This is a genomic window from Pseudomonas sp. Nvir, from assembly GCF_963778085.1.
GTDB classification, from domain to species: domain Bacteria; phylum Pseudomonadota; class Gammaproteobacteria; order Pseudomonadales; family Pseudomonadaceae; genus Aquipseudomonas; species Aquipseudomonas juntendi.
Genome location: NZ_OY970405.1, coordinates 3,775,582 through 3,793,975, shown reverse-complemented (window position 1 = coordinate 3,793,975; position 18,394 = coordinate 3,775,582). Strand labels below are relative to the sequence as shown.

The 18,394-nt window shown below is 62.2% G+C and carries 18 protein-coding genes and 1 rRNA gene; 7 read left to right on the top strand and 12 right to left on the bottom strand.

What is annotated here, in order from left to right; translation table 11 throughout:
• Positions 1-336 precede the first annotated feature (336 nt).
• On the top strand, positions 337-807 hold the full coding sequence (locus tag AACG97_RS18430; RefSeq protein ID WP_033744322.1) for a hypothetical protein: 471 nt from the start codon (positions 337-339) through the stop codon (positions 805-807).
• Positions 804-1,016, top strand: a complete 213-nt coding sequence (locus tag AACG97_RS18425; protein WP_115294398.1) for a hypothetical protein — start codon at positions 804-806, stop codon at positions 1,014-1,016. Before AACG97_RS18430 ends, AACG97_RS18425 begins: the two co-directional genes overlap by 4 nt.
• A gap of 12 nt (positions 1,017-1,028) precedes the next feature.
• Here the strand turns inward: AACG97_RS18425 and AACG97_RS18420 are convergent, their stop codons facing one another.
• The 7 genes from AACG97_RS18420 to AACG97_RS18390 form a co-directional block, all read right to left on the bottom strand.
• Positions 1,029-1,394 (bottom strand): Na+/H+ antiporter subunit G, encoded by a 366-nt coding sequence (locus tag AACG97_RS18420; RefSeq protein WP_009684171.1) that lies wholly within the window; start codon positions 1,392-1,394, stop codon positions 1,029-1,031.
• A complete protein-coding gene (locus tag AACG97_RS18415) occupies positions 1,391-1,669 on the bottom strand; it encodes a K+/H+ antiporter subunit F (protein WP_009684170.1) in 279 nt (92 codons plus the stop codon). The genes AACG97_RS18420 and AACG97_RS18415 overlap by 4 nt, the downstream gene beginning before the upstream one ends.
• Positions 1,666-2,154: a Na+/H+ antiporter subunit E gene (locus AACG97_RS18410; protein WP_009684169.1), complete on the bottom strand. Its 489-nt coding sequence runs from the start codon at positions 2,152-2,154 to the stop codon at positions 1,666-1,668. Before AACG97_RS18410 ends, AACG97_RS18415 begins: the two co-directional genes overlap by 4 nt.
• A complete protein-coding gene (locus AACG97_RS18405; protein WP_115294397.1) occupies positions 2,151-3,830 on the bottom strand; it encodes a monovalent cation/H+ antiporter subunit D in 1,680 nt (559 codons plus the stop codon). The genes AACG97_RS18410 and AACG97_RS18405 overlap by 4 nt, the downstream gene beginning before the upstream one ends.
• The gene (locus tag AACG97_RS18400) at positions 3,827-4,171 is read right to left on the bottom strand and encodes a Na+/H+ antiporter subunit C (RefSeq protein WP_003250128.1); all 345 of its coding nucleotides are present in this window, start codon (positions 4,169-4,171) and stop codon (positions 3,827-3,829) included. The genes AACG97_RS18405 and AACG97_RS18400 overlap by 4 nt, the downstream gene beginning before the upstream one ends.
• Positions 4,171-7,086 (bottom strand): monovalent cation/H+ antiporter subunit A, encoded by a 2,916-nt coding sequence (locus tag AACG97_RS18395; protein ID WP_029885260.1) that lies wholly within the window; start codon positions 7,084-7,086, stop codon positions 4,171-4,173. Before AACG97_RS18395 ends, AACG97_RS18400 begins: the two co-directional genes overlap by 1 nt.
• 149 nt (positions 7,087-7,235) lie before the next feature.
• Positions 7,236-8,186: a DMT family transporter gene (locus tag AACG97_RS18390; RefSeq protein WP_054911756.1), complete on the bottom strand. Its 951-nt coding sequence runs from the start codon at positions 8,184-8,186 to the stop codon at positions 7,236-7,238.
• An 84-nt stretch (positions 8,187-8,270) separates the two neighbouring features.
• Between AACG97_RS18390 and AACG97_RS18385 the strand changes: the two genes are divergently transcribed.
• Positions 8,271-8,834, top strand: coding sequence for a helix-turn-helix domain-containing protein (locus tag AACG97_RS18385; RefSeq protein ID WP_029885258.1), 564 nt, complete (start codon positions 8,271-8,273; stop codon positions 8,832-8,834).
• Between the two features lie 78 nt (positions 8,835-8,912).
• Here the strand turns inward: AACG97_RS18385 and AACG97_RS18380 are convergent, their stop codons facing one another.
• A complete protein-coding gene (locus AACG97_RS18380; RefSeq protein WP_115294394.1) occupies positions 8,913-9,467 on the bottom strand; it encodes a cysteine hydrolase family protein in 555 nt (184 codons plus the stop codon).
• An 82-nt stretch (positions 9,468-9,549) separates the two neighbouring features.
• Here AACG97_RS18380 and AACG97_RS18375 point away from each other — a divergent pair, with 82 nt between their 5' ends.
• Positions 9,550-10,533: a GlxA family transcriptional regulator gene (locus AACG97_RS18375; RefSeq protein ID WP_115294393.1), complete on the top strand. Its 984-nt coding sequence runs from the start codon at positions 9,550-9,552 to the stop codon at positions 10,531-10,533.
• Positions 10,534-10,623: 90 nt separating this feature from the next.
• Positions 10,624-11,004, top strand: coding sequence for an antibiotic biosynthesis monooxygenase (locus AACG97_RS18370; RefSeq protein WP_115294392.1), 381 nt, complete (start codon positions 10,624-10,626; stop codon positions 11,002-11,004).
• Here the strand turns inward: AACG97_RS18370 and AACG97_RS18365 are convergent.
• Complete coding sequence (locus tag AACG97_RS18365) at positions 10,983-11,753, bottom strand: alpha/beta hydrolase family protein (protein WP_115294391.1); 771 nt, start codon at positions 11,751-11,753, stop codon at positions 10,983-10,985. The two genes, AACG97_RS18370 and AACG97_RS18365, sit on opposite strands and share 22 nt — an antisense overlap.
• Positions 11,737-12,849 (bottom strand): DUF3182 family protein, encoded by a 1,113-nt coding sequence (locus tag AACG97_RS18360; RefSeq protein ID WP_197885178.1) that lies wholly within the window; start codon positions 12,847-12,849, stop codon positions 11,737-11,739. Before AACG97_RS18360 ends, AACG97_RS18365 begins: the two co-directional genes overlap by 17 nt.
• 186 nt (positions 12,850-13,035) lie before the next feature.
• Here AACG97_RS18360 and AACG97_RS18355 point away from each other — a divergent pair, with 186 nt between their 5' ends.
• On the top strand, positions 13,036-14,844 hold the full coding sequence (locus AACG97_RS18355) for an aminopeptidase P family protein (protein WP_197885177.1): 1,809 nt from the start codon (positions 13,036-13,038) through the stop codon (positions 14,842-14,844).
• Between the two features lie 39 nt (positions 14,845-14,883).
• Here the strand turns inward: AACG97_RS18355 and AACG97_RS18350 are convergent, their stop codons facing one another.
• A complete protein-coding gene (locus AACG97_RS18350) occupies positions 14,884-15,165 on the bottom strand; it encodes a hypothetical protein (protein WP_009684158.1) in 282 nt (93 codons plus the stop codon).
• Between the two features lie 189 nt (positions 15,166-15,354).
• A complete protein-coding gene (rhtA, locus tag AACG97_RS18345; protein ID WP_009684157.1) occupies positions 15,355-16,242 on the bottom strand; it encodes a threonine/homoserine exporter RhtA in 888 nt (295 codons plus the stop codon).
• 536 nt (positions 16,243-16,778) lie between these two features.
• On the opposite strand from rhtA, the gene AACG97_RS18340 reads away from it, so the two are divergent.
• Positions 16,779-18,318 (top strand): 16S ribosomal RNA (locus AACG97_RS18340).
• The last annotated feature ends 76 nt before the right edge of the window (positions 18,319-18,394 follow it).

Sequence of the window (18,394 nt, the reverse complement as noted above, 5' to 3'; positions counted from 1 at the left end):
AAATGTTGTTTGCCTCTCGACGGGTTTCAGTGTTTTCGGGCATATTTGTCCTACAGTAATGCGCACCAGGGTTTGCCTTCTTGCAGGCTCACGCCCTGGCCGTGTTTTCTGGCGAGTGATCTCAGGCATCACGTTTCCCGTGCCGGGAATGGGCCAAACGCCTTCGGTTGAAGGCGAATCTGGCAAACCAGAGTAAAGTTTCCTGCGCGCTGCATCGTCGGCGGGCACAGACATTTCGTATATCGCTTTATTACTCTTTTCGCCTATCGATAAGACAGGGCCGTGCCTCCCCGAGCTTGGGTGAGGGCGGGTTGTAACCGGTTGAGGATTACTTCATTGGCAGTCAGCACACTTGATACCCATGCGTTGTTCGCCCTCGGCGACTTGCGCGGTAAATTGGCCCAACTGTTCCAGGGCCGCTTCATTTATGTAACCGAACAGAATCCCGAAGGCCTGTACATGGCCGAAATCGACACAGAAAGTGCGTTGGTGGTAGACGATAAACAACGCCTGGAACTGAAAGTTGGCGACCATTTCCGCGCTGCCGTATTGCCCAGCCGCGAAGGCGGCAAGTTGGAAATGCGCTTTCGGGAAATCAAGTTGAATGTCTATGGCGTGGGTGATTACGCCTTCGTTTCCGTGCCGGAAGGCGAGGGCATCGTGTTTCGCGAAGGCCAAGGGGTCATGTTGGTATTCGCCGCGCAGCAGCAGATACAGGAAGGCCTGGGCAAGTTGCTGAAGGCGGTAACCGGCAAAGTTGCCAAATGGCGCAAGGGCGAGCTGACCACCTTCAAGGCCAGTGAATGACTGTAACTGATGATGCGCCCGCCAGCCGGGCGGAGTTTCATCGGCAGCATCATGCGGCTGCCGTAGCCGAGGCGCAGCGTATGCTGGCCCGGCGCGATGCATTGCAAGGAGCCTGGTTGAACTGGGTGGCGGCAGAGCTGTACAGGCTCGGCCCGCCACCTTACGCCGCCATGGTGCGCCGCGAGTTGCAGCGCCTGAGCCAGGTGTGAGGCGGCAGACCTTTAGTTGCCACTGTCGCAGCCGCTGCTGACCTCTTCAGGCACTGGCTCTTTCGCCACCCGCTTGCGGAACAGCGCTGCCCGTGCGAGCAGCAACGTGGTCACCGGCACAGTGATCGACAGCAGAATGGGGATCAGCCAGGCGTGCAGCACCGCCGCGTCCTTCAACCACGAAAAATAGATGATCGAGGCCAGTGCCACGCACCAGGCGCCGATGGTCGAGGCCAGTGCCGGTGGGTGCATGCGCTGGAAGTAGTCTTTCAGGCGCACCAGGCCCACTGCACCTACCAGGGCGAACAGGCTGCCGGTGATCAGCAGCACCGCCGTGATCAGTTCCAGCCAGAATGGCAGTACCAAGGTTTCAGTCATTCGATCACCTCACCGCGCAGCAGGAACTTGGCCAGGGCAAACGAGCCGACGAAGCCGAACAGCGCAATCAACAGGGCACCTTCGAAGTAGGTGTCACTGGCATAACGGATACCCAGCACCAGCATGGTCAGCATGGCCAGGATATACAGGTAGTCCAGCGCCAGGACCCGGTCCTGGGCAGACGGGCCACGGAACAGCCTGAACAGCGCCAGGGCCATGGCCAGGGCGAAAATGAACAGGCTGGCGAGGACAGCGTTGGCGAGCAGGCCTGTCATTGGAAAATCTCCATCAGTGGGCGTTCATACGTGTCCTTGAAGTGCTGGACGAAGGCCGCTTCATCGTCCAGGTCGAACACATGCAGCAGCAATACGCTGCGGTCCAGAGCCAGTTCCGACCAGACTGTGCCAGGCACCACCGTGGTAATCATCGCCAGTGCCGCCAGGCCGTGCGGGTCGCGCAGGGCCAGCGGTATATGCACGAACGCCGAACGTGGCGGCTGCTTGCCGGCCCGCAGCACGCCGCGGGCAACCAGCAGGTTGGACATGATGACATCGACGCCGACCCGGCCGATAAGCCGGGCGACGACCAGCGGCCGCTTGACGTGTGCGTGCTGCGGCCGCAAGGGGGCCATCAGCAGTGGCGCCAGCACGCCAAGGGCGGCGCCCAGCAGCAGGTTACCGGGGCTGACCGAGAGGTTGAGCAGCAGCCACAGGCCGAACAGCGAGACCGAGAGGAGCGGGGCGGGGAACATGCGGCTCATGGCAGCACCTCGGCGCTGGGCGAAGTCGGGCCAGGGATCGGCCGGGCGGCCATTACGGCATCGATATAGGCATCTGGCGCCTGCAGGCTGGCGGCCGTGTCCTGGGTGTAGCGCAGCAATGGCTCGGCCTTGAGGCTGAGGAAGATGCACAGGCCGAGCAGAATGACGATCGGCAGGCATTCGAACCGGCGCAGTACCGGTGACGGGCGCTCTTCGGGCTTCCAGAAGCGTTGGATGCCAACCCGGCCGAAGGCGATCAGCGAGGCCATGCCCGAGAGTATCAGCAACGCTACCAGCCCCCAGCCGGCGGCACTCAGGGGCTGCTCGACGGGGCCGCCCAGGCCGTTTGGGTTGAACAAGGCGCTGATCAGGTTGAGCTTGCCGACGAAGCCCGAGAGGGGCGGCATGCCGATGATCAGCAAGGCGCAGGCGATGAAACTCAGGCCCAGGAAAGCCATGGTCCAAGGGATGATCTGGCCGATCACCGCCTTCTGCTCGTCATCGAGGTTGATACCTTTGGGGGGGTGCAGCGACTCCAGCGGGGGCGGCATCACATCTTCTTCTTCGTCCAGCGGCGCTTCGTTGGCCGAGCGCGAGCGTTCGACCAGCTCGGCGAGCAGGAACAGGGCGCACAGTGCCAGGGTCGAGTTGACCAGATAGAACAGCGCCGCACCGGTCAGCGCGGGCTGGGCAAAGCCGACCGCGCCGAGCAGGGTGCCGGCCGAAACCAGGATGCTCAGCGCTGCCATGCGTTCCAGGCGCTGTGCTGCGAGAATGCACACTGCGGCCACCGCCAGGGTCACCAGGCCACCGTACACCAGCCATTGGCCGCCGAAATGGGCCGAAGCGCCGGCCTGGCCGGAGAACAGCAGCGTCCACAGGCGCAACACGGCGTACAGGCCGACCTTGGTCATGATGGCGAACAGCGCAGCCACCGGCGCACTGGCCGATGCATAGGCCGGTACCAACCAGAAGTTGAGCGGCCAGATGCCGGCCTTGACCAGGAAGGCCATGGCCAGGATGGCTGCACCGGCGTGCAGCAGGCCACGGTCAGCTTCTGGCACCAGGGGGATCTTCAGGGCCAGGTCAGCCATGTTCAGGGTGCCGGTCACGCCGTACAGCATCGCCGCGCCAATCAGGAAGAGCGACGAGGCAAACAGGTTGATGGCGATGTAGTGCAGGCCGGCACGCACGCGCGCGCGCCCCGACCCATGCAGCAGCAGGCCGTAGGAAGCGGCCAGCAGCACTTCGAAGAACACGAACAGGTTGAACAGGTCGGCTGTGAGGAACGCGCCGTACAGGCCCATCAGCTGGATCTGGAACAGTGCGTGAAAGCTGGCCCCGGCACTGTCCCAGCGGGCGCGGGCAAACAACAGGGCACTGAAGCCGATGACCCCGGTCAGGGTCAGCAGCAGCGCAGACAAGTGGTCGAGCACCAGCACGATACCGAATGGCGCTGGCCAGTTACCCGGCAGGTACACGCCGATCGATTCCGCCTGGCCCTGGGTGCGTACCCACAGCAGCAGGCTGACGGCGATGGCCAGGCCGGTGAAGGTCGACAGCAGGTTCAGGCGGGCTTTGATGCGGCGGTGTTTTTCGCCCAGCAGCAGCATCATGGCCGCCGTGACCAACGGTAGCAGGATGGGCGCGACGATCAGTTGACTCATGTCGCTCATTCGTCACGCTCCCGGCCATCGACGTGGTCGGTCCCGGTCAGGCCCCGCGAGGCCAGCAGCACCACCAGGAACAGCGCGGTCATGGCAAAGCTGATCACGATGGCGGTCAACACCAGGGCTTGCGGCAGCGGGTCGGTGTAATGCAGCAAGTCCTGGGTCACGCCGTCCTTGATAATTGGCTCTTTGCCAATGAACAGGCTGCCCATGCTGAAGATGAACAGGTTGACGCCGTACGACAGCAGGCACAGGCCCATGATGACCTGGTAGGTACGCGGGCGCAGGATCAGCCATACGCCCGAGGCGGCCAGCACTCCGATGGCGACTGCAATGACTTCTTCCATCAGGCGGCTCCTGCTTGGTTGGTTTTCGCCGGGTTACCCGGGCGGTAGGCACGCACCGACTGGTGCGCCAGCGCAGTGAGGATCAACAGGGTCGAACCGACCACCACGGTGTACACGCCGACATCGAAGAACAGTGCACTGGCCACGTGCACGTCGCCCAGCAAGGGCAAGTGCAGGTGGGCGGTATGGGTGGTCAGGAACGGGTAGCCGAGCAGCATGGCGCCGCCCCCGGTGAGGGTTGCGCAAAGCAGGCCGGTGCCCATCCAGCGCAGCGGCCGCAGGCTCATCTGCGCCTCGACCCATTGGGTGCCGGCCACCATGTACTGGAGGATGAACGCCACCGACATTACCAAGCCAGCGACAAAACCGCCCCCTGGCTGGTTGTGCCCGCGCATGAACAGGTACATCGAGACCAGCAGGGCAATGGGCAGCAGCAGGCGCACCAGCACCGCTGGCACCATCATGAAGCCCAGTGCGGTATCGGTGGCATGCCGCGGGTTGATCAGGTCGGTGACCACGTCAGGCGCCAGTTGGCGCTGCTGGGCCGGCAACTGCATGCTCTCCTTGGGTGGGCGGAAGCGCCGCAGCAGGGCGAACACGGTCAGCGCCACGGCCACCAGCACGGTGATTTCACCGAGGGTGTCGAAACCGCGGAAGTCGACCAGCATGACGTTGACCACATTGGTGCCACCGCCCTGCGGCAGTGCCCGGCTGAGGTAGAACGAGGAAATGTCATTGGGTGTCGGCCGCGTCAGCATGGCATACGACAACAAGGCCATGCCGCCACCAACCAGTACCGCCAGCAGCAGGTCGCGCAAGCGGCGTATGCGCGCACGCTCCAGGCTGCCGGGCGATGGCGAGACGCCTTCGATACGCCGAGGCAACCAGCGCAAGCCGAGCAGGATAAGCACGGTGGTGACCACTTCCACCACCAGCTGGGTCAGGGCCAGGTCGGGTGCGGAGAACCAGACGAAGGTGATGCAGGTCATCAGGCCGCAGACGCTGACCATGGTCAGGGCTGCCAGGCGATGGTACTTGGCCTGGTAGGCAGCGCCGATGGCGCAGGCGATTGCGATCAGCCACAGCGCCACGAATACCCCGGACCCGGGAATTTTCGGCCGCTCCCCCCAGCTCAGGCCGCTGTAGAGCATGGGCGTGAGGCCGGCCAGGAATGCGGCGACCACCAGCATGAACAGCTGCGACTGCAAACGCCGGCTGGTGAGCAGGCGCTCGATGCGCCGGGCAAGCAACATCAACTGCACCTGGCCGTATTCGAACAGGCGCTTGCCGTTGAACCGCTCGATCACCGGCGGGGAAGGGAAGCGCCCCCGGCGCAGTTGCTTGCGCAACATGAGGTACAAGACGATACCGCCGCTCATGGCGAGCAGGCTCATGATCAGCGGCGCATTCCAGCCATGCCAGATCGCCAGGCTGTATTCCGGCAGGGTGCCGCCGACCACCGGCAATGCCGCGGCAGCCAGCAGCGGCCCGACCGACTGCGCGGGGAAAATGCCCACGACCAGGCAGGTGAGTACCAGCAGCTCCACCGGTGCACGCATCCAGCGCGGCGGTTCATGCGGGGTGTGCGGCAGGTCCTGGGCCGTAGGGCCGAAGAACACATCGACGGTAAAGCGCAGCGCATACGCCACGCTGAACGTGCCGGCGAGGGTGGCGACTACCGGCAGGGCGGCTTCGACCCAGGCGGTGGAGCTGATGAACACCGTTTCAGCGAAGAACATTTCCTTCGACAGGAAACCGTTCATCAAGGGCACGCCAGCCATCGAGGCACTGGCCACCATGGCCAGGGTGGCGGTGTACGGCACCAGGCGGATCAGGCCACTGAGGCGGCGGATGTCGCGGGTGCCGCTTTCGTGGTCGATGATGCCGGCGGCCATGAACAGCGAGGCTTTGAAGGTGGCATGGTTGAGGATGTGGAACACCGCGGCGACAGCGGCCAGCGGGCTGTTCAGGCCGAGCAGCAGGGTAATCAGGCCGAGATGGCTGATGGTCGAGTAGGCCAGAAGGCCCTTCAGGTCATTCTGGAACATCGCGGCGAAGGCGCCGAGCAACAGCGTGATGGCGCCGGCGCCGCCGACGATCCAGAACCACTCCTCGCTGCCGGAGAGCACTGGCCACAGGCGGGCCAGCAGGAATACCCCGGCCTTGACCATGGTTGCGGAGTGCAGGTAGGCCGATACCGGCGTTGGCGCAGCCATGGCGTGGGGCAGCCAGAATTGGAAGGGGAACTGGGCGCTCTTGCTCAGGGCGCCGATCAGGATGAGGGGCAGCAGCACCGGGTACAGCGCGTGCTGGCGGATGGTGTCGCCGGCAGCCAGGACCTTGTCCAGGTCGTAGCTGCCGACCACATGGCCGAGCAGCAGCGCCCCCACCAGCAGGCACAGGCCGCCTGCGCCCGTTACCATCAGTGCCATGTAGGCGCCGCGGCGGGCGTCTGCACGGTGGTGCCAGTAGCCGATAAGCAGGAAAGAGAACAGGCTGGTGAGCTCCCAGAAGAACACCAGCTGGATCAGGTTGCCGGAGATCACCAGGCCCAGCATGGCGCCCATGAACGCCAGGAAAAAGGCGAAGAAGCGCGGCACCGGGTCTTGGGGTGACATGTAGTAGCGCGCGTATAGCGACACCAGCGTGCCGATGCCCAGCACCAGCAGCGAGAACAGCCAGGCGAAGCCGTCCATGCGCAGCACCAGGTTCAGGCCCAGGCTGGGCAGCCACAGGAACTCTTCGCGAATCACGCCCCCGTGGGCGACCTGAGGGTAAAGCAGTGCTACCTGGACGGTACCGACCAGGGCTACGAGCCCGGCAAGGATGGACTCGGCGTTTCGTGCGTTGTGCGGCAGCACGGCTGCCAGGCAACTGCCCACGAACGGCAGAAGCAATAGCACTATCAAAGACATAGCGGCCTATTCTGGAGAAGTTTGCAAGGATCATACGTGCCGGGGGGGTGATCACCAACACGCAAGCTGTCGCAGAATCCTACAAATAGACTGTGACAAGTGATTTTTTTATAACAGTTTTTTACAAAGCATAGCTGCAGTTGGCTGCTTCATAGGCCTGCCTGCCGCTCACCCGGTACCTGTTCGCCGTCCGCTGTGGCGCATTCGCTGCGCCGCCTGACCTTGAGTTCGCTGACTACCACCGCGATCACGATCAGCAGGCCGCCTAGCAGCGCCACGCCGGGGAGCCGTTCGCCGGCGATACGCCCGACGATACCAGCCCACACCGGCTCACCAGCATAAATAAGCGTTGCCCGGGTGGGCGAGACCGACTTCTGCGCCCAGTTCATCGCCACCTGGATTACCGCACTCATCGCGCCCAGGCCTACGGCGCTTACCAGCAGCAGCCAGGAAAAGTCGGGGATGCGCTCCTGGGTCGGGACGATCATCAAAAACGCCAGCACCGACGCGGTCGCCAACTGGACAACGGTGACCCGACGCACATCGACCTGGCCGGCGTAGCGGCTGATCAGGATGATCTCGCCAGCGATCGCCACAGCGCTGACCAGGGTCACCATTTCGCCTTCACTGAAATGCAGGCTGCCGCCTTCCGGGCCGGCCAGCAGCATCAGGCCGGCGAACGCCAGGCAAATGCCGATGCTGGGCATCAGGCCTGGCCGGCGGCCGAGTACCAGCCACTGCAACAGGGGCACGAACGGCACATACAGCGCAGTGATGAACGCCGACTGGCTGCTGCTGATGGTTTGCAGGCCCATGGTCTGCAAACCATAGCCGAGCATGATCGTGACACCGATCAGCATGCCGGCCTTGAGTTCGGTGAAGGTCAGCCCAGGCAGCGCCCGCGCTGACACCACGCCCACGAACAACGCCGCTGCCGCAAAGCGCAGGCCGACGAAGAACATCGGGCCGCTGACACTCATCACGTTATGGACGAGCAAAAAGGTGCCGCCCCACAACATGGTAATGAACACCAGCACGACTTCTGCCTTGCTCAGGCGAAAGGTAACGGTGGGGGTTGGCTTGCTGCTGGGCTGGATCATGGTCTTGCACACTCGGCGTCAGGCGGCGCACAATCGCCGCAAAGTGGGCAGTATACTGCGCAATACACAACGGTGAGCAATATAGTGCACAAAGAATCCGCGCACCGTGCTTCGGTGCTGCAACACGTCAGCCTCAATGTTCGCAGCCTGCGCAACGCCGCTGGTATTAGCCAGGCGGTGCTGGCTGAACGCTCGGGGGTCAGCCGGCGCATGCTGGTGGCCATCGAGGCGGGGGAAAAGAACGTCAGCCTGACCACCCTGGATTTGATCGCCGAGGCGTTGGGGGTGGCCTTCAGTACGTTGATTCAGGCGCCGGACCTGCGTGATCCAGGGCGTATCGAAGAGCTGGCCTGGGCGGGCGAGCACCCGCAGAGCCGGGCGGTTTTGCTGGGCACTAGCGCGGCGCGGCGCGAGGTCGAGCTGTGGGAGTGGACGCTGGCGCCAGGCGAGCGTTATGCCAGCGAGGCCGATGCCGAGGGTTGGAGTGAGCAGATCTATGTATGCGCAGGGCAACTTACCCTGATCATCGAGGGGATGGAACATCGCCTGCAGGTGGGGCAGTTCCAGGTATTCCCCAGCAATTGCCAGTACGCCTACCGGAACGATGGCACTGTGCCGGTGCGGTTTGTGCGTAATGTGGTGATCTGAGGCCCTGCAGGTTCGACGCCACGTGGTGGTGTGCAAGTGATCTGCCGGCGGGATGGGGCGCAAAGCGCCCCGAGCACCTCAAGCCTTTTCGGCCACCATTTCGCTCGTCTTCACGACTTTGGCGTAGGCGAAGGCCAACGCTGCCATGGTCGCATCCTGTACCTGGGCCGCTGGCACCTGCTTGCCGTCGAACGTCAGTGCCAGGGTCGCGCAGGCATCGTGCACCACGGTCACTTCAAAGCCCAGGTCGGCGGCTGCCCGGGTAGCGGCATCAATGCACATGTGGCTCATGCTGCCAACGATGGTCACGGCTTCGATGCCATGCGTTCGGAGCGTTTGTTCAAGGCCAGTTTCGAGAAAGGCGTTGACCTTGTGCTTGAGTATCACCGGCTCGCCTGCAGCCGGCTGGACCTTGCTGTAAAAGGCGGCGCCCGGCGAACCCGGGGCAAAGAATGGCGCATCGGCGCTGGTGAACTCATGCCGCACATGCACCACCAGGTCGCCGCGCGTGCGGGCCGCGGCCAGCACGCGGGCCGCGTTTTCGGCCGCTGCCTCAGCCCCATCGAGGGGCCACTTGCCGCCTGGGAAGTAGTCGTTCTGGATGTCGATGATGATCAGCGCGTGCTTGTTCATGCTGCCTCCTGTGGCAGTAGTCGTGGGTTGGTGTTAGTTATAGGCTGTGGGGCCCGACCTGAGGATTGGCGTGAACGACACTATGCGGGTGAAAACTGACAACACGGCCAGGCTGGACATCGGCTTGCTGCTTTACCCTGGGGTACAGCAGGCTGCCCTGTATGGCCTGCGCGACCTCTTCACCGTGGCCAATCGGGTCGCTGCCGAACTGGGTGCTGTCGCGTTGCCGCGGGTGCGCATCAGCTTCTGGCAGGTCGACGTCGCAGGTCACTTGCAACTGGCGCTTGGCAGCCCGGCTGTCGACCTGGCAGGCGTGCGTGTCCTGATCATCCCGCCAAGCCTGGAATCGGCCCCGCATGGCGACCTGCTGGAACAGCATCGGTCGTCCCTGTGCCTGTTGCACGGGCGTGGCGCGGTGCTGGCGTCGGTGTGTATCGGCGTGTTTTTCATCGCCGCCAGTGGCTTGCTGGATGGTCGCCCGGCCTGTACCCACTGGAACTACGTGCAGGCGCTGGCGCAGCGGTTCCCCAACGTGCGCGTGCAGACCCAGCAGCCGCTACTGGACGACGGCGACATTGTTACCTCGGCGGGGTTGATGGCCTGGACCGACCTGGGGCTGCGGCTGCTCGAACGTTTTCTGGGGGCGACGGTAGCGCGGGAAACTGCCCGCTATCTGGCAGTTGAACCTGTCACCGCGGCATTGCCCGGGGCGTTGTTCAACCCTCGCCTGGACCATGGCGACGAAGCCATCCTGAAAGTGCAGCATTGGCTGCAGGGCAGTGACGGGCAGCATGCAGACCTGGCTGCGATGGCGGCCTGCGCGGGGTTGGAAGCGCGCACGTTCCTGCGGCGTTTTCGAGCCGCCACCGGGTTGCGCCCCACCGAATACTGCCAGCAGGTGCGCGTAGGGCGCGCGTGCCGGTTGCTGGAGTTCACCCGGCGCAATGTCGAGCAGATCGCCTGGGGGGTTGGCTATGAGGACCCGGGGGCGTTTCGCAAAGTCTTTCAGCGCATCACCGGGCTGACGCCGAGTGAGTACCGGCGACGCTTTGCGGTAACGGCGTAGCGCGTGCACAAACCGCTTGACCTTGACTTAACTTGAGGTTTTACCCTGCTCGGCATCGCGCTGCATGCGCCCGTAGCCAGGAGACTGTCGATGTCGGCAAACCCTCAAGCCCTGTGGTTCACCCAGATGATCGAATATGAAGTGCCAAGCCCGTGCCAGCAGGCGTTGGCTCAAGCGCTGGTGGTGCGCAGCGAAGTGTTGGCAGCGCGCTGCGAAGGCCTGCAAGGCGTCAGCATTCAGGCAAGCGACGATGGCAGCCGGGTGCTGCAGTACCTGCAATGGCAGTCACGCCAGGCGTGGTCGGCGGCGGCCGTGCATTTCAACGAGGAACCCTTCCTCGAGCTGTTGCGCCGGCACCAGGCACGGGGTGTCAATTTTGCGGCCTACCAGACCTTGCGCAGCCTGGTGCGCAGCGCCGATGGCGGCCTGCATTGCCAGGTAGGGGAGGGTCAGGCGTACCACGGTGCGTAGTGTGGGTAGCGGTCCAGGCGGGCACCAATGACCATTTCGCTGACCCATGCCGCCAGAATCGAGCTGTAGGCTTTCTGGCTTTCTTCACTGGATAATGCGTGGTCGGCGCCGTCGACCATGCGGTGGGTCAGTGAGTGGGCGCTGACGAATGCCGAGCGGTAGCTCATCAAGGTGCTGTGCGGGACATAGTCGTCCTGTTCGGACTCCACCAGCAGCACATCACCGACGAACTCGGCGCAGGCGGCCAGGGCGCGGTTGTCGGCCGGCCCCAGGGGGCGCTGGCGGTAGGCGTTCAAGCGCTGACGATCAAGGGCTTGCTTGGGGCTGTCCCATTCTTCATCCCAGTACATGGCCGGCACCCGCAGGGCCAGCCATTTCACCGGGCGTTCGCGGGTCAGCAAGGTGGCCAGGTAGCCGCCATAGCTGCTGCCGATGATGGCGATGGCGTTGCTGTCGACCGCCGGGTGGCTGATCAGGCGGTCGTAAGCCACCAGCAGGTCTTGCAGGTTCTGCTCACGGGTAACGGTCAGGCGCTGGCTTTGGGTTTTTTCATGGCCGCGCAGGTCGAAGGTCATGCATACGCAGCCCAGGCCGGTGATGTGTCGGGCGCGAGCCAGGTCACGTTGCTGGCTGCCACCCCAGCCGTGGACGAAGAGAATACCTGGCATCTTGCTGCCAGGGCTGACCAAGGTCCCGGCGATGCGGTCGTTCTCGACCTGCAGTTCGACGGTTTCACTCTGAATGGCCATGCTCGCGAATCCGCGCAAATTTGCTGAGTTGTCCGAGTTCACTGTCGTTTCCTTGGTAGAAAAGGGTGGCATCCGCGGGCAGGTCGGTGCTGCCGAACACTTCATGGGTGGAAGCACGTACCTGCTGCAGTGCCGGGTCGTCGGCAAATGCCTGCAGGGCCAGCAGCTCGGCGCTGCTGGCACCGCCCAGGCGCCAGGATTGTTCGAGTACCCCGCTGCATGGCTGGCCGGAGGCAGTGGTGCCGCGGGCGATATCGTAGTTGCGCCGCGACGCCACAAAACCCGGAAAATGCCGTTCGGCAGCCTGTTCGTAGACCATGGCCTGGTTCACGGCCAGCCGCAGGTGGTCTTCAAGGGGGCGTTGCAACAGGGCCTGATAGTCGCCACGGACTACGATCAGGTCAGATCCCCCGTACACCTCGCAGCCCTGATGGTCACGGGTGAGTTGCTGGGTGCCATGGTAGCTGCAGGTGAGGCCGGCCACCCTGACCTGACCAACGCTGAAGGTCTGCACTTGGCTCAGGTCTTCTTCCAGCACCAGTCCCCATACCGCCAACTGCTGGTCGTCCATACCGTTCAGCAAAGGGGTCAGCTGATCCAGTTCTGTGATCACCTGTTGCCCGCGGCCTGCGCTGGCCCGTACTGGCTTGACCCGCACAGGACCAGCGCGCAACAGCAAGGCTGCAGCATGGCGGGCATCGGGTTTGCTGAACACCGTAAGACCGCGCAGCAAGGCGTCGCCGGCTTGGCGGGCGAAGCCATCGGTCCAGCCCTCAGGGCCGGAGGCTCCCGCAGGCAGCGGGTGGGAAATGGCTTTGGTGGCCATGTAGGGGCAGGGCACCACGCCGCCGAATAGATCGGACTCACTGACAACGCCCAGGCTGGCAGCCTGCTCGGTGTCGGTCAGGGTTTCGGTCGGGATGCAATAGTAGTTGTCGGTGGCGACAGGCAGCCGCGTGGGCTGCACATGGGGGCAGCCCAGCAAGCGTGCCAGGCCCTCGGCGAGCTTCAGGTGCACGGCCCGCTCATGCTCGGGTGTATGTTCCCGAGTGTCGAGCAGCACGACTGCAGTTTTAGCGGGGCAGGCACTGGGCATGGTCTGCTGCCTGTGTGTGGCGAATGTACAGTGTGTGAAGCCGTGACCTTGGGGAAGTTCAGCACTACTTGATCGGCGGTCCTTGTGTAGGACGGTTCCGGTTCGCGCCTGGGCGATTGCAGGGCTTTGGCGCCTGCTCCATTATCCGCCTATTGGATCAACCGTGATGTAGCCGCAGGAGAGCGCATGAACGTGCAGACCCCCTTTGAACACAGCGTGCCACAGCGCCTGATGCGTCTGCGCCAGGCCATGGCGGCAAGGCACGTCGATGCCTTGCTGGTGCCTTCATCCGACCCGCATCTCTCCGAATACCTGCCCGGCTATTGGCAAGGGCGCCAGTGGCTGTCGGGGTTTCATGGCTCGGTGGGTACACTGGTGGTGACCTCGGCGTTTGCCGGGCTATGGGTTGATAGCCGCTACTGGGAACAGGCCGAGCATGAATTGGCCGGCAGTGGCATCGAGCTGATGAAGCTGTCGCCGGGCAAGCCTGGCGCGCTGGAGTGGCTGGGAGAGCACGCTGAGCCCAACGGCACCGTGGCAGTCGACGGTGCCGTCATGGCATTGGCCTCGGCGCGGCAATTGGCAGAGCGCCTGAAGGCGCGCGGGGCGCGGCTGGTAACCGACCAGGACCTGCTGGGCGAGGTGTGGGACGGGCGCCCGGCGCTGCCTGGCAATCCGGTCTATCAGCATTTGCAGCCGTACGCCACGACGAGCCGGGCGCAAAAGCTCGCGCAGTTGCGCCAGGCCATGCAGGCCAAGGGGGCCGACTGGCACTTCATTGCCACCCTCGATGACATCGCCTGGCTGTTCAATCTGCGCGGTAGCGATGTCTCATACAACCCGGTGTTTCTGGCCTTCGCCTTGATCAGCCAGCAGCAGGCCATGCTGTTCGTTGGCCAAGGCAAGGTGGATGCGCACCTGCGCCAGGTACTGGCGAGCGACGGTGTCGAAGTGCGCGACTACAACGAAGCAGGGCAGGCGCTGGCTGCCATGGCGGCAGGCAGCCGGCTGCTGGTGGACCCGGCACGCGTCACCTGCAGCCTGTTAGCCAACTTGCCGGCGGGTGTGGCGCTGGTCGAGGGGCTGAACCCCACCACCCTGAGCAAGGCCTGCAAGGGTGACGCTGATCTCCCCTACATCCGTCAGGTCATGGAGGAAGACGGGGCGGCATTGTGCGAATTCTTCGCCTGGCTGGAAGCCAACCTTGGTCGAGAGGTCGTCACCGAGCTGACCGTGGACGAGCAATTGAGTGCCGCACGTGCACGGCGGGCGAATTTCGTGTCGCTGAGCTTTTCGACCATTGCAGCCTTCAATGCCAATGGTGCCATGCCGCATTACCGCGCCACCGAGCAGTCGCATGCACGCATCGAAGGCAACGGGCTGTTGCTGATCGATTCGGGTGGGCAGTACCTGGGGGGGACTACTGACATCACTCGCATGGTGCCGGTGGGTGTTCCCACCCAGGCGCAGAAGGAAGACTGCACCCGCGTGCTCAAAGGCATGATCGCCCTGTCGCGGGCCACGTTTCCCCGTGGCATCCTGTCGCCCCTGCTCGATGCCATTGCGCGCGCGCCGATCTGGGCTGACCAGGTCGACTACGGGCATGGGACCGGGCACGGGGTGGGCTATTTCCTCAATGTGCATGAGGGGCCGCAAGTGATTGCCTACCAGGCGGCACCGGCGCCCCATACGGCCATGCAGGCGGGCATGATCAGCTCGATCGAGCCGGGCACCTACAGGCCTGGTCAATGGGGGGTACGCATCGAGAATCTGGTGGTCAACCGCGAAGCAGGCACGAGCGCCTTCGGTGACTTCCTGAACTTCGAGACCTTGACGCTGTGCCCGATCGACACCCGCTGCCTCCTGCCCGAACGACTGACCCAATGCGAACTGGAGTGGCTCAATGGCTATCATGCCCACGTGCGCGAGCGTTTGGCCCCGTTGTTGAAAGGGGAGGCGCTTGGCTGGCTCGAAGCGCGCACCGCGCCGCTGTAAAGCGCGGCAAAGAGGGCAGCCGATGCGCTGCCCTTGCTGCTATTTGCAGATGACGATCATGCTGCGGCTGGTGTAGCCCGCTGGGTTGATGCCGAACAAATAGTCACCGTCTTCTTCGTCGCTGTCACCAGACCGTGCGACCACCCGGTAACCGCGGGTGCTGCAAGCGCTTGCAGCCTTGCTGTAACACTTGTCCCACGAGGATGAAAGGCCGGAGCAATTGATATGCAGGCCCTTTTTGCCCTTCTTGACCTCGGTCTTGGCCGTGGCGGCACATCCAGCAATAGCCAAGATGGCCAGGATGAGAAAAATACGTTTCATTCCTGTCCTTATATGCAGGGCGAATCCGATGTCAGACCCTGTCGTTATCGCTTCGGTTCTTCCTGAGTTTCCTCAGCGCCAGTGTTCGCTTCAGTAGAACGCGTGAAGATCGTGATGCTGTGACAGCTTAATCAGCGGGGCCGATCGCGACAATCATTAATACGGTCTCAAATGAAAATATTTCTCATATCAGTCGGCGGCGATCGGTAGGCTGGTTTCTTTTCGCATCGACAGCGTAGTGCCCACAGAGGCCGCAATGATCGCCAGGATCGCCAGCCATTGGGTGACTGTCAGAACTTCGCCAAGGAACAAAAGGCCCGACAGCGCCCCGAATGCAGGCTCGATGCTCATGAGGGTGCCGAAAGTGCGCGCCGGAATGCGCGTCAGGGCAACCATCTCCAGGCTGTAGGGCAGGGCGGTGGACAGCACTGCAACGGCGAGCGCTACGGGAATCAGCGCCGGGGTGAGCAGTGCGCTGCCGGCATGGGCGATGCCGATAGGTGCGACGAACAGGGCGGCTACCACAACGCCCAGGGCGGCACTCTGGATGCCATGCTCGGCGCCGGCGCGTTGCCCGAACAGGATATACAGTGCCCAGCAAACACCCGCCCCCAGGGCATAGGCTGCGCCCACAGGGTCAAGTGCTTGCCCGCCATGGCCGGCTGGCAGCAAGAGCAGCAAGCCAACAATGGCCAATGCGATCCAAAGGAAGTCGGTGGGTCGACGCGACGACAGCAGCGCCACGGCTAGCGGACCGGTGAACTCAAGGGCCACGGCAATGCCGATGGGCACCGTTTGCAGTGCCATATAAAAGAGGAAATTCATGCCGCCCAGGGCCATGCCATAGATGATGACGTTGCGCAGGGTTTTGGCGGTCAGGCGAACCCGCCAGGGGCGCAGTATCAGCAGCATGATGATGCTGGCGAAGATTAGCCGCAGGGTGGTGGTGCCTTGTGCGCCAACGATGGGGAACATGCTTTTGGCCAAGGAAGCGCCTGACTGGATCGATGCCATGGCAATCAGCAGCAAGCCTATCGGGAAGAGGGTGGCGGCCAGGCTGCGGGGCTGGGTGTTCATTTAAGGGCGGCATTCCTTGGAGGGGGTGGGGTGAGCAATATAGTGCGCAATTAGCAGGGTAGTGGGCAATGCCCTGCAGAGTTTTGTAGCGCTGGCGAGCGTGCAGGGCAGGGTGCAGGCCGAGCACGCTGTTGCTCGGCTGCAGGGATTCTGCGGAAAACCTAAATTATTGAAATTAAAGGTTGACCTACAAAAACGCCGCCCTATAATGCGCACCATTCCAACGCGGTAGCAGGCACTGCCAGCCACTGTGTTGAGTCAAGTGTTTGAAGCTAAACGAGTTTCTCGCAAAAAACTTCAAAATAAACGCTTGACAGCAAATGAGGAAAGCGTAGAATGCGCGCCTCGGTTGAGATGAAACGCTCTTAACCAACCGCTCTTTAACAAATCGAATCAAGCAATTCGTGTGGGTGCTTGTGAGTACGGACTGATAGTCAAAAAGATTATCAGCATCACAAGTGGCCATGCGAGAAATCACATAGTCATTTGAGATTGCTGAGCCAAGTTTAGGGTTTCTTAAAAACCCAAGCAGTATTGAACTGAAGAGTTTGATCATGGCTCAGATTGAACGCTGGCGGCAGGCCTAACACATGCAAGTCGAGCGGTAGCACAGAGAGCTTGCTCTCGGGTGACGAGCGGCGGACGGGTGAGTAATGTCTGGGAAACTGCCTGATGGAGGGGGATAACTACTGGAAACGGTAGCTAATACCGCATAACGTCGCAAGACCAAAGTGGGGGACCTTCGGGCCTCATGCCATCAGATGTGCCCAGATGGGATTAGCTGGTAGGTGGGGTAACGGCTCACCTAGGCGACGATCCCTAGCTGGTCTGAGAGGATGACCAGCCACACTGGAACTGAGACACGGTCCAGACTCCTACGGGAGGCAGCAGTGGGGAATATTGCACAATGGGCGCAAGCCTGATGCAGCCATGCCGCGTGTGTGAAGAAGGCCTTCGGGTTGTAAAGCACTTTCAGCGGGGAGGAAGGCGGTGAGGTTAATACCTTGATCGATTGACGTTACCCGCAGAAGAAGCACCGGCTAACTCCGTGCCAGCAGCCGCGGTAATACGGAGGGTGCAAGCGTTAATCGGAATTACTGGGCGTAAAGCGCACGCAGGCGGTCTGTCAAGTCGGATGTGAAATCCCCGGGCTCAACCTGGGAACTGCATTCGAAACTGGCAGGCTAGAGTCTTGTAGAGGGGGGTAGAATTCCAGGTGTAGCGGTGAAATGCGTAGAGATCTGGAGGAATACCGGTGGCGAAGGCGGCCCCCTGGACAAAGACTGACGCTCAGGTGCGAAAGCGTGGGGAGCAAACAGGATTAGATACCCTGGTAGTCCACGCTGTAAACGATGTCGATTTGGAGGTTGTGCCCTTGAGGCGTGGCTTCCGGAGCTAACGCGTTAAATCGACCGCCTGGGGAGTACGGCCGCAAGGTTAAAACTCAAATGAATTGACGGGGGCCCGCACAAGCGGTGGAGCATGTGGTTTAATTCGATGCAACGCGAAGAACCTTACCTGGTCTTGACATCCACAGAACTTTCCAGAGATGGATTGGTGCCTTCGGGAACTGTGAGACAGGTGCTGCATGGCTGTCGTCAGCTCGTGTTGTGAAATGTTGGGTTAAGTCCCGCAACGAGCGCAACCCTTATCCTTTGTTGCCAGCGGTTAGGCCGGGAACTCAAAGGAGACTGCCAGTGATAAACTGGAGGAAGGTGGGGATGACGTCAAGTCATCATGGCCCTTACGACCAGGGCTACACACGTGCTACAATGGCATATACAAAGAGAAGCGACCTCGCGAGAGCAAGCGGACCTCATAAAGTATGTCGTAGTCCGGATTGGAGTCTGCAACTCGACTCCATGAAGTCGGAATCGCTAGTAATCGTAGATCAGAATGCTACGGTGAATACGTTCCCGGGCCTTGTACACACCGCCCGTCACACCATGGGAGTGGGTTGCAAAAGAAGTAGGTAGCTTAACCTTCGGGAGGGCGCTTACCACTTTGTGATTCATGACTGGGGTGAAGTCGTAACAAGGTAACCGTAGGGGAACCTGCGGTTGGATCACCTCCTTAATCGACGACATCAGCCTGCTGATGAGCTCCCACACGAATTGCTTGATTCATTTGCTGATGAGAACTCAGAAATGAA

Excerpts from the sequence above, each read along its gene's own strand:
- AACG97_RS18350 (WP_009684158.1), bottom strand. The coding sequence starts at position 15,165 with ATGAAACGTATTTTTCTCATCCTGGCCATCTTGGCTATTGCTGGATGT.
- AACG97_RS18405 (WP_115294397.1), bottom strand. The coding sequence starts at position 3,830 with ATGAGCGACATGAGTCAACTGATCGTCGCGCCCATCCTGCTACCGTTG.
- AACG97_RS18395 (WP_029885260.1), bottom strand. The coding sequence starts at position 7,086 with ATGTCTTTGATAGTGCTATTGCTTCTGCCGTTCGTGGGCAGTTGCCTG.
- AACG97_RS18390 (WP_054911756.1), bottom strand. The coding sequence starts at position 8,186 with ATGATCCAGCCCAGCAGCAAGCCAACCCCCACCGTTACCTTTCGCCTG.
- AACG97_RS18365 (WP_115294391.1), bottom strand. The coding sequence starts at position 11,753 with ATGGCCATTCAGAGTGAAACCGTCGAACTGCAGGTCGAGAACGACCGC.
- AACG97_RS18400 (WP_003250128.1), bottom strand. The coding sequence starts at position 4,171 with ATGGAAGAAGTCATTGCAGTCGCCATCGGAGTGCTGGCCGCCTCGGGC.
- AACG97_RS18360 (WP_197885178.1), bottom strand. The coding sequence starts at position 12,849 with ATGCCCAGTGCCTGCCCCGCTAAAACTGCAGTCGTGCTGCTCGACACT.
- rhtA (WP_009684157.1), bottom strand. The coding sequence starts at position 16,242 with ATGAACACCCAGCCCCGCAGCCTGGCCGCCACCCTCTTCCCGATAGGC.
- AACG97_RS18410 (WP_009684169.1), bottom strand. The coding sequence starts at position 2,154 with ATGAGCCGCATGTTCCCCGCCCCGCTCCTCTCGGTCTCGCTGTTCGGC.
- AACG97_RS18370 (WP_115294392.1), top strand. The coding sequence starts at position 10,624 with ATGTCGGCAAACCCTCAAGCCCTGTGGTTCACCCAGATGATCGAATAT.
- AACG97_RS18375 (WP_115294393.1), top strand. The coding sequence starts at position 9,550 with ATGCGGGTGAAAACTGACAACACGGCCAGGCTGGACATCGGCTTGCTG.
- AACG97_RS18420 (WP_009684171.1), bottom strand. The coding sequence starts at position 1,394 with ATGACTGAAACCTTGGTACTGCCATTCTGGCTGGAACTGATCACGGCG.
- AACG97_RS18355 (WP_197885177.1), top strand. The coding sequence starts at position 13,036 with ATGAACGTGCAGACCCCCTTTGAACACAGCGTGCCACAGCGCCTGATG.
- AACG97_RS18380 (WP_115294394.1), bottom strand. The coding sequence starts at position 9,467 with ATGAACAAGCACGCGCTGATCATCATCGACATCCAGAACGACTACTTC.
- AACG97_RS18415 (WP_009684170.1), bottom strand. The coding sequence starts at position 1,669 with ATGACAGGCCTGCTCGCCAACGCTGTCCTCGCCAGCCTGTTCATTTTC.
- AACG97_RS18425 (WP_115294398.1), top strand. The coding sequence starts at position 804 with ATGACTGTAACTGATGATGCGCCCGCCAGCCGGGCGGAGTTTCATCGG.